The sequence below is a fragment of the Streptomyces sp. NPDC054813 genome (assembly GCF_053611365.1).
Map to the genome: position 1 here is coordinate 283499 of NZ_JBSHAF010000012.1, position 9585 is coordinate 293083.

Annotated in this window: 6 protein-coding genes; 1 reads left to right on the plus strand and 5 read right to left on the minus strand. The window is 72.8% G+C overall.

Features of this window, described 5'->3' with window-relative positions; genetic code table 11:
• Window positions 1-146: 146 nt before the first annotated feature.
• The 4 genes from metG to ACWGJB_RS25710 all read right to left on the minus strand — a co-directional run bounded on the left by metG (window position 147) and on the right by ACWGJB_RS25710 (window position 6847).
• A complete protein-coding gene (gene metG / locus ACWGJB_RS25695; protein WP_453382435.1) occupies window positions 147-1865 on the minus strand; it encodes a methionine--tRNA ligase in 1719 nt (572 codons plus the stop codon).
• A gap of 168 nt (window positions 1866-2033) precedes the next feature.
• Entirely contained in the window at window positions 2034-3182 is a 1149-nt protein-coding gene (locus ACWGJB_RS25700; RefSeq protein ID WP_453382436.1) for a VWA domain-containing protein, read from the minus strand.
• 780 nt (window positions 3183-3962) lie between these two features.
• Complete coding sequence (locus ACWGJB_RS25705) at window positions 3963-5909, minus strand: FUSC family protein (RefSeq protein ID WP_453382437.1); 1947 nt, start codon at window positions 5907-5909, stop codon at window positions 3963-3965.
• Window positions 5910-6058: 149 nt separating this feature from the next.
• Complete coding sequence (locus ACWGJB_RS25710; protein ID WP_453382438.1) at window positions 6059-6847, minus strand: alpha/beta fold hydrolase; 789 nt, start codon at window positions 6845-6847, stop codon at window positions 6059-6061.
• 79 nt (window positions 6848-6926) lie between these two features.
• Between ACWGJB_RS25710 and ACWGJB_RS25715 the strand changes: the two genes are divergently transcribed.
• The gene (locus ACWGJB_RS25715; protein ID WP_453382439.1) at window positions 6927-8252 is read left to right on the plus strand and encodes an aminotransferase-like domain-containing protein; all 1326 of its coding nucleotides are present in this window, start codon (window positions 6927-6929) and stop codon (window positions 8250-8252) included.
• Between the two features lie 26 nt (window positions 8253-8278).
• On the opposite strand, the gene ACWGJB_RS25720 is transcribed toward ACWGJB_RS25715, so the two are convergent.
• Window positions 8279-9256: a hypothetical protein gene (locus tag ACWGJB_RS25720; protein WP_453382465.1), complete on the minus strand. Its 978-nt coding sequence runs from the start codon at window positions 9254-9256 to the stop codon at window positions 8279-8281.
• Window positions 9257-9585 lie beyond the last annotated feature (329 nt).

Genomic DNA, 9585 nt, shown 5'->3' on the forward strand with positions numbered 1-9585 from the left:
GCGTGGGTGCAGCCTGGCTATACTCTTTTCACTGACTTATAGGCGCTACAACCCCCCCCGCCCCCCCCGGGGGGTGGGGGGCCCCCCCCGCCGGGCCTTCGGCGGTGCGTGTGCTGCGGTGGTGCATGTGTGGTGCGGGCGGGGGCTTACTCGGCGGGCGTGCCGCCGAAGCGTTCCTTGTACGTCTCCAGGTCCTCGTCCGTGAGCTTGGCGAAGAGGACCGGGGGAACCGTGAAGGGGGTGCCGGCGGGGACGGCGGTCAGCGCCTTCGCCTCGGCGGCGGTGACCCAGGTCGCCGTGTCGTCGGTCATGGCGAACGCCTCACGCATGATCTTCGCCGTCGCCGGGATGAAGGGCTCCGAGACCACCGCGTAGAGGTGGATCAGGTTCATCGCCGTGCGCAGGGTCAGGGCCGCGCCGTCCTTGTCCGTCTTGATCTCCAGCCAGGGGGCCTTCTCCTCCAGGTAGGAGTTGCCGGCCGACCAGAGGGCGCGGAGGGCCGCCGCGGCCTTGCGGAACTGGAGGGACTCCATCTGCGACTCGTACTCGGCGAGGAGTTCGGCGATCTGCTCGCCCAGCTTCGCCTCCGCCTCGCCGGGCTCGCCGCCGGCCGGGACCTCCTCGCCGAAGCGCTTCTTGGAGAAGGACAGGACGCGGTTGACGAAGTTGCCGAGGGTGTCGGCCAGGTCCTTGTTCACCGTGGCCGTGAAGTGCTCCCAGGTGAAGGAGGAGTCGTCCGACTCGGGGGCGTTGGCGATCAGGAAGTAGCGCCAGTAGTCGGCGGGGAGGATCGCCAGGGCCTGGTCGGTGAAGACGCCGCGCTTCTGCGAGGTCGAGAACTTGCCGCCGTAGTACGTCAGCCAGTTGAAGGCCTTGACGTAGTCGACCTTCTTCCACGGCTCGCGGACGCCGAGTTCGGTGGCCGGGAACATCACCGTGTGGAAGGGGACGTTGTCCTTCGCCATGAACTCCGTGTAGCGGACGTCGTTGTCGACGTCGTACCACCAGGACTTCCAGTCCCGGTTGGACGGGTCCTGGTCGGACCACTCCTTCGTCGCGCCGATGTACTCGATCGGGGCGTCGAACCAGACGTAGAAGACCTTGCCCTCCGCCGCCAGCTCCGGCCAGGTGTCGGCCGGGACCGGGACGCCCCAGTCCAGGTCACGGGTGATCGCCCGGTCGTGCAGGCCCTCGGTCAGCCACTTGTGGGCGATCGAGGAGGCCAGCTGCGGCCAGTCCTTGTCGTGCTTCGAGACCCACTCGCGGACCTCGTTCTCCAGCTTGGACTGGAGGAGGAAGAGGTGCTTGGTCTCGCGGATCTCCAGGTCCGTGGAGCCGGAGATCGCCGAGCGCGGGTTGATCAGGTCGGTCGGGTCCAGCACGCGGGTGCAGTTCTCGCACTGGTCACCGCGGGCCTTGTCGTAGCCGCAGTGCGGGCAGGTGCCCTCGACGTAGCGGTCCGGGAGGAAGCGGCCGTCCACCGGGGAGTACACCTGGCGGATCGACCGCTCCTCGATGAAGCCGTTCTCGTTCAGGCGGCGGGCGAAGTGCTGGGTGATCTCGCGGTTCTCGGGGCTGGAGCTGCGGCCGAAGTAGTCGAACGCGAGCGCGAAGCCGTCGTAGACCGCCTTCTGGGCGTCGTGCGCCTGGGCGCAGAACTCGTCGACCGGGATGCCCTGCTCCTTCGCCGCGAGTTCGGCGGGGGTGCCGTGCTCGTCCGTCGCGCAGATGTAGAGGACCTCGTGGCCGCGCTGGCGCAGGTACCGGGAGTACACGTCCGCCGGGAGCATGGACCCCACCATGTTGCCCAGGTGCTTGATCCCGTTGATGTACGGAAGGGCGCTGGTGATGAGGTGTCGAGCCATCGGGGGCTGCTCCCAGGTCGGATTCGTTGCTGCTTTTGCGAACCTTGAAATCGTAGCCGACATGTGTATGCCGCCCGCCTCCCGTTTTACGGGGTGAGAAGCGGGCGGCATGGGGGCCGTGCCGTGGGTCGTGCGGTGGGTCGTGGCGGCGGGGTGTGCCGCCGGGGCTTACGGGCGCCAGTCGATCAGTACGCCGTCGTAGAGCTCCGCGTCCGTGAGTTCCAGGGGGGTCGGGCCCGCGTGGAAGAAGGCCGCGTTGCCGGTCTTCAGCTTGCGGAGGTAGTCGAAGGCCTTGTTCTCGTGCTCGCCGAACGCGACGAAGGAGAAGAACACCGAGGGGTGGGACTTCGCGGCGTCGGTGAGGGACTGGGTGGCGGGGGTCTTGGCGTCGGGGGCGCCGTCGGTCTGGAAGATGACGAGGGCGGGGGTGGCCGGGGCGCCGGGGATGGCGTTCTTGTCGTAGTGCGCGAGTACGGCTCCCACGGCGGCGTGGTAGCTGGTACGGCCCATGCGGCCGAGGCCGGCGTGTGCCTCGTCGATCGCGTTCTCGGGGGAGGCCGGGGTGAGGTCGGTGGTGCCGTCGACCTCGGTGGAGAAGAAGACCACGTGGACGGTGGGGGTGTCCGTGGCCGGGGTGAGGTGGGCGGCGAGGGCGAGGGTCTGGTCGGCGAGGGCCGCGGCGGAGCCGTCCTTGTAGTACGCGCGCATGCTGGCGGAGCGGTCGAGGACGAGGTAGGTGGCGGCGTGGGTGCCGGTGAGGCCGGCCTTGGCAAGGGCGGTGGCCGCGGCGTCATCGCCGACCGCGGCCTCGGCTTCGCCTTCGGCCGGGTCGTTCCCACCCGCACCACCCGTGACAGTTTCGTTGTCGGGTGCGGGTGGCCCCTGCGGGGCGGATTCGCCGTCGGCGGCCGCGGCGGGTTCCGGGGCGTCGGCCGGCGTGGCCTCGGGGGCGGGCTCCGTGACCGTTTCGGCGACCGGTTCGGGCGTCGGTTCGGCAGCCGGCTCGGTGACGGGCTCGGCCTCGGCCTCCGGCGTCGGCTCGATCACGGCCTCCGGCGTCGGCTCGATCACGGTCTCCGGCTCGGCCTCGGCCGCGGCCTGCGGCTCGGCCGCTGCCACCGCTTCCGGCGTCGACTCGGCAACCGCCTCGGCCTCCGGCTCCGCGACCGGCTCGGCCTCGGCTGCCGGCTCATCCGCCACCTCAGCCACGGGCTCGGCCTCGGCCTCGGCCTCCGGCACCGGCTCCGCAGTCACGTCGGCCTCGGCGTCGGCCTTCGCCTCGGCCACCGGCGCGGCTTCGGCCACAGGCTCAGCCACCGTCTCCGCTTCAGCCTCGACCGGCGCTTCAGTCTCGGCCTCGGCCGGCGCTTCCGGCTCGGCCTCTGTCGTGACCTCTGCCTCGGTCGGCGATTCAGCCTTGCCGTCAGCCGCGGCCTCCGGCTCCGCCGATGCGGCAGCCTCAGTCGCGGCCTCCGGCTCCGCCGATGCGGCAGGCTCGGCCGTCGGCCTCGGGTCGGTCGGTGTCTCTGCGCGGACCTCGATTTCCGGTTCGATCGTTCGTGATGCCTGCTTCGGCACGGTCACGTTCTCGAACGCCGCCGTTACCAGATCGTGCTCGTCGGTGTCCCCCGGGCGGGGTTCCGGGACCGCCGCCGGGGCGGCCGGTTCAGGTGCTTCCTGCTTCGACGCCGGTGCCGGCGTCGGCTGCGAAGGGAGCTGGTCTGCACCCTCCGCCTCGGCGGTGCGCGGCTTTCGCGACCGGCCGAATGCGTTCCGCAGGAGAGTGAGAATGCCCATGTGCGCAACCCTTCGCGTGAGTTGATACCCGTCAATCGCTGGCCAGGACGGACACGTAAGGTTAGCGGCCCCAGGTTGCGATCTTGGGGAGGGTCGATGACTCCTGTCGGGCGTACGGTCGTCGAGTTCCGGCCCCTTCTCAACTCCCCGCCGGTTCCCGTCGGTTCACCTCTCCTTCATTCGGTGGCCGCCCCTGTGCGCAACCGTGGCCACGATGTCACGCTCACATCACGAGGCCGCAATGGGATAGTAAAGTACGCGAGCTGCCGGCGGTGCCCGGCGAGCGGGGCAGGGCGCGTCCTAGTGGGGGGACGCGATCGCGCGGGCAGCCGCCACCTCCTGGCGGAGGGGTTCCAGGACGCTGTCCGGTGGGCCCGGGAGGTCCTTACGGACCGCGACCAGGGTGTCCGCCTCGCGGACGCCGTCCGCCAACTCGCGTAGCTGCAGAGCGATCTGGTCCACCTCGGCACGGGGCGGGGGCGGTGCTCCGTGCCGTACCCGGACCCGGGCCGCCGTCGTCGCGTCGACGATGCGTTCCACGGCGACGACGAGCGGCCACCAGGCGGCCGCCCGCCGTCCCGTCGGCGGCGGCTCGGTCAGGGCGCGCTGGAACTCCGTACGGATGGTGGACAGGTCGCGGTAGAGGCGGCGCCGCATCCGGGCGCGGGCGGCCGGCTCCGCGCCCTCATCGAAGGCCAGGTCGACGTAGTCCGCGGTGTCCGCGACCGCGTTCGCGAGCTGGTCGCCGACCCGGGTGCGCCAGCTCTCCGGCCAGAGGAGGTAGCCGGCGATCAGCGCGATGGCGCAGCCCATCAGGGAGTCGAGGAGGCGGGGCAGGAGCAGGCCGATGCCCTGGTGGTTCAGTTCGTCGGAGAGGAGCAGGATCACCGGGGTGATGGCGGCGGTCTGGAAGCCGTAGCCCCGGGGGGTGAGGGCGGGGATGAGCGGAGCCAGGAGCAGCATCACCGGGACGTCCGGCCAGCCGCGCGGGACGAGGGTGAGGACGGTCGCCGCCACCCCCAGGCCCACCACCGTGCCCAGTGCGCGCAGCAGCGCCCGGGAGAAGACCGAGCCGAAGTCGGGCTTGAGGACGAAGGTGACGGTGAGGGCGACCCAGTAGGAGCGCGGGACCGGGATCAGGGACACCAGCGCCTGCGCGATGCCGATGCACAGGGCCAGGCGAATGCCGTAGCGCCAGGAGTTGGCGGACAGTACGACGCTGCGGGCGGCGCGGGCGGTGCGGATGCCGAGGGCGGCGGGGCGGCCGAGGCGGTCGTCGATGCCGCGCGGGTCGACGTCGGGGCTGGTGGCGACCTCGGCGACGTGCCGCAGGGCGTGGTCGACGGCCCGGGCGGTCTCGTTGCGCGGCTCGGGGAGGTCGAGCCCTATCGGGCCGGTGTAGCCGGTGTCGACGGCGTCGGCGATGTGGTGGATCGCCGCCGGGATCTCGGGCGGCAGCGGCTTTCCGGCGAGCCGGGCGGCGGGGGCGGCCTCCACCACCGGGGTGATCGCGTTCAGCTGGGCCAGCATGCGGGTGAGTTCGCGGCTGCGGCCGCGGTACCGGGCGCGCCGGGCCAGGATCAGGTCGTACGACTGGTTCAGCGACTGGGTGACGGTGTGCCGGGCGCGGTCGTACTCCTCGGCGTCGGCGGTGCCGATGGCCGTGAGCTGGCCGGCGACCGTGCGGTAGGTGGCGGCGACCGCCGAGCGTTCGGGTACGCCCGAGCGCAGCGGCCAGGCCAGCAGGGCGAGGAGGAGGACCAGCAGGCCGCCGCCGGTCATCAGGACCGGGGTCAGCCACCAGGCGCCGGGCAGCGGCAGGCCCGCGCCGATCACGGAGTTGAGCAGCAGGAGGAGGCCGGAGACGGAGGACACCGCGCCGATCGTCGAGATCATCCCGGAGATCAGCGCGATGCTGGTGATGACGGCGACCGTCAGCCAGCCCTGGCCGTAGACCAGCGCACCGGCGGTGACGCCGACGGCGCCGAAGAGCTGGGGGACCGCGATGTTGAGGATCCGCATCCGGTAGGCGTCGGCGGTGTCGCCGATGACCCCGGACAGGGCGCCCATGGAGGCGAGCGCGCCGTACGCGGGCTGTCCGACGGCGAGCCCGATGGTGAGCGGGAGGGCCATGCCGAGGGCGGCGCGGGCCAGGGCGGCCCAGTTGAGGGGCGCGGCCTGCTGGGGCCGGAGGTTCCTTACCAGCCAGTCGGGAGGGGTGAGGCCGATGGGGAACTCGCGGGACATGCGCCCATTATCGGCGCCGGTGCTGGTGGAGCGTGATGTCCACGACGAGGGCGCGGTGGTCGGTGTGGGTCAGGCGGCGGAGAAGCGGGGCGGCCGCCCGGGTCGCGGGCCGGGATCCGGGGCCGGGCGCCGTCGTCACCCGGCCGGGATCACGACCCTTCGTCCACCCGCGCCAGGAACTCAGCCAGCGCCCGGTTGAACTCCTCCGGCCGTTCCAGGTTCGGCAGGTGGGCCGCCGCGTCGATGATCCGGAGGGTGGCGTCGGGGAGCAGGGCGTGCATGGCCTCGGCGTCGGAGACGGGGGTGTACTCGTCGTCGGTGCCGACCACCACCAGCGCCGGGACCGTGACCTTCGTCAGCAGGGGGCGGTAGTCGGGGCGTTCGGCCCGGCCGCGCAGTGCCGCCGCCGCGCCCTCGGGGTCGGTGGCCGTCATCATGCGGTGGACGTGGGCCTTCACCTCCGGACGGGCGTAGGGGGCGACCATCTTCTCCAGGACCTCGTCGGCGTAGCCCCGCATGCCTTCGCGCAGCAGTCGGTCGGCCATGGCGTTGCGGGCCCGCCTGCCCTCCGGTGCCTCCGGGGTGGGGAAGGTGTCCGCCAGGACCAGGCCCCGCACGCGGTCGGCGCCGAAGCGGTCGTAGCACTCCATCGCGATCTGGCCGCCCATCGACAGGCCCACGAGAACGCAGGTCTCCACCTCCAGCGCGTCGAGGAGTTCCGCCACGTCCGCCGCGAAGCGGGAGAGCGGGGTGACGCCCGGGGTGACCGGGGAGGTGCCGTAGCCGCGCAGGTCGGGGGTGATGACCCGGCGGGAGGGGGCGAAGGCGGTGCGCTGGGGGTGCCACATCGTGCGGTCGAAGGGGTGGCCATGGATCAGCAGCAAGGGGGTTCGCGAGGTTTGCGGGTCATTATCGTCATATGCGAGGAAGGGGGGCATGTGAACGACCCTAGGTGCGGTCAACTCATCGGTGCAATAAGATCTTTGCCCTCGGTGCAATGCCGGCGGGGAGATGGCTGTGGACGACTTTCGGGGGATCGCCGACCGGATCGCGCTGGACATCGCGCGGGGGCGGTTGCGGGCCGGGCAACGGCTGCCTCCGCAGCGGGCGTTCGCACGGCGGCACGGCATCGCCCCCTCGACCGCCGGGCGGGTCTACGCCGAACTGGTGCGGCGCGGTCTGGTGGTGGGCGAGGTCGGGCGCGGCACCTTCGTCCGGGCCACCGAGGTCACCCCGCAGGGGCGGGCACTGGTCGAGGACGGCACCGCCCGCGTCAACCTGGAGCTCAACTACCCCTCCGTGCCCGGGCAGCCGGAACTGCTGGCCCCCGCGCTCGCTCCCCTGCTGCGGCCCGACGCGCTCGGCGACGCGCTGCGAACCGGCGCCGCCGACGGCACCCCGCGGGCCCGGGAGGCCGTCGCCGCGCTGCTCGCCACCGGCGGCTGGCGGCCCGAACCCAGCCGTGTCCTTTTCACCGGCAACGCCCGCCAGGCCGTCGCCGCCACCCTGGCCTCGCTGGTCCGGCCGGGCGGCCGGGTCGGGGTCGAGCCGCTGACGTATCCACTGGTCAAGGAGGTCGCGGCCCGGCTCTCCGTGACGCTGGTGCCGGTGGAGACGGACGAGCGGGGGCCCGTCGTCGAGTCCGTGCGCGCCGCGCACCGGTCCGCCCCGCTCTCCGCCCTCTACCTCCAGCCGACCCTGCACAATCCGACCTCCCGGACCGTGCCGACCGAGCGGCGGCTCCAACTCGCACGCTGTGTGGACGATTTGGCGCTGCCGGTCGTGGAGGACCGGGTCTGGTCGTTTCTGCACACCGGCCCCGAGCCGCCGCTCGCCGCCCTCGCGCCCGGCCTCGTCCATGTCGTCGACTCGCTCTCCAAGCGGGTCGCGCCCGGGCTCACCGTCGGGTTCGTCGTCGTACCTCAGGACCGGGTGGACGCGGTGGCGGCGGCCGTGTGGTCCGGGGGGTGGGGGCCGGGGGCGTTCGCGCTGGAGGCGGCCGTGCGGTGGATCGGGGACGGGACCGTGGCCCGGCTCGTCGCGGCCAAGCGGGAGCAGGCCGGGCGGCGGCAGGGGCTCGTCCACGAGCTGCTCGACGGGTACGCCGTACGGGCCGACCCGTGCGGGTACTTCGCCTGGTGGGAACTGCCCGCGCCCTGGCGGGCGGACGGCTTCACGGCGGCCGCAGCGGCGCACGGCATCGGGATCACGCCCGGCACCGCCTTCCGGGTCGACCCGAAGCGGACGCCGGACGCGGTACGGCTCGGGCTCGCCTCGGTGGCCGAGCCCGAGCTGGTGGGGGCGCTGCGCACGCTCGCGGAACTCGCGGCGCGACGCCCCTGACGTGGGTCGGTCCAGCAGGCCGCCGGTTACGGGATGGGCATGTTCTGACCGGCAGGCTGTGAATCCGTCCTGAGGGCGGCGGAATCGGGCGTGTCGGAGGCCGGTTCCTGCTCCTTGCCCGGACGGCGGCGGACGTGTCCGCCGAGCCAGGCCAGCGCGGCCACCGCCAGGCCCAGGCCCAGCAGCAGCCAGGAGACCGTGCGCAGGGTGGACGTCAGGGCGTCGTAGACGGCAGCCGCGGCCGGGTGCGAGACGTCGGCCGGCAGGCCGGCCAGGGTGAGCCGGCGGCCGAAGGCGAGGGCGAGCCCCAGCAGGCCGCCGCCCAGCGCCGTACCGAGCGCGGTCGCGAGCACCGCACGGCGGCGGTGGACGGCGACGGCGATACCTCCGACCGCGAAGACGGCGGCCGCGACGGGCAGCCAGAAGCCGGCGACTTCGAGCACGTGGAACCCCTTCCGGAGCCGGTCCAGTTCCGCCGCCGGAAGTACCGCGACGGCCGTGTGCTGGACCGGGATACGGGCCGCGAGCGGCACATGGTCCTGGGTGAGCTGGTCCTTGACCTGGGCGGTCACCGGCGCGAGGTCGACGGTCACGGCCTCCTCGCGCTCGTCCTGGAGCGCGCGCAGGATCGCGTCGTGGGTGGCCCGGTTGCCCGCGTCCCAGGCCAGCCGGAACGCCCGGGTCTGGGTGAAGGAGCGGACCGCCTCACGTACGAAGGGCGCGACCGTGCCCTGCATCGGCCGGCCGATGTCCACCTCGCGCATGATGCCCTCGCCGACGGTGTCCGCCACCGCGTCCCGGACGTCCGGGTCGTCGGCCAGCGGCGCCATCGAGCTGACGTACTGTCCGGTGTCCGCCAGCCCGTACGCCGCCCAGGCCGCCAGCGCGCCGAACGGCAGCAGCAGACAGGACAGCGCGATCAACAGGGCCGACAGGGCGTTCCGGTGACGGACGGCCCGGGTGCGCCGTACCGGCCGCGCGGGCCCTGTGGGCGCGGAGGGCACTGGGGGCACGTCTCCAGGCAAGCCCCTGAGGGCAGGTCGGGCGAGCGGTGTGACTGCATCCGGGGCACGGCGGGGCGTCAGGTCGAGCCGAATGGACGACACGGCGGCCGGGGGCGGGCGGCCGGGCGCCGGAAACCCTTGGGGCGCCGTGCTCCGGTGGAGGGTTGGCCCGAACGGGTGTTTCCTGGTCGTGCGGAGATCTGTTCCCCGGTGGAACGGCCGGAGCGGCTCCGCAGGGATGTCGCCGGGCGCCCTCGGGCGGCCCGGCGGCCGGTGAGGGGAAACTCCCGTGAGGGAAAAAGGGGAACGCGTGGGGGCCCGCCGGCTCC

Bases quoted from the DNA above. Each gene is read 5' to 3' on its own strand.
- metG (WP_453382435.1), bottom strand. From the start codon at position 1,865: ATGGCTCGACACCTCATCACCAGCGCCCTTCCGTACATCAACGGGATC.
- ACWGJB_RS25705 (WP_453382437.1), bottom strand. From the start codon at position 5,909: ATGTCCCGCGAGTTCCCCATCGGCCTCACCCCTCCCGACTGGCTGGTA.
- ACWGJB_RS25710 (WP_453382438.1), bottom strand. From the start codon at position 6,847: ATGCCCCCCTTCCTCGCATATGACGATAATGACCCGCAAACCTCGCGA.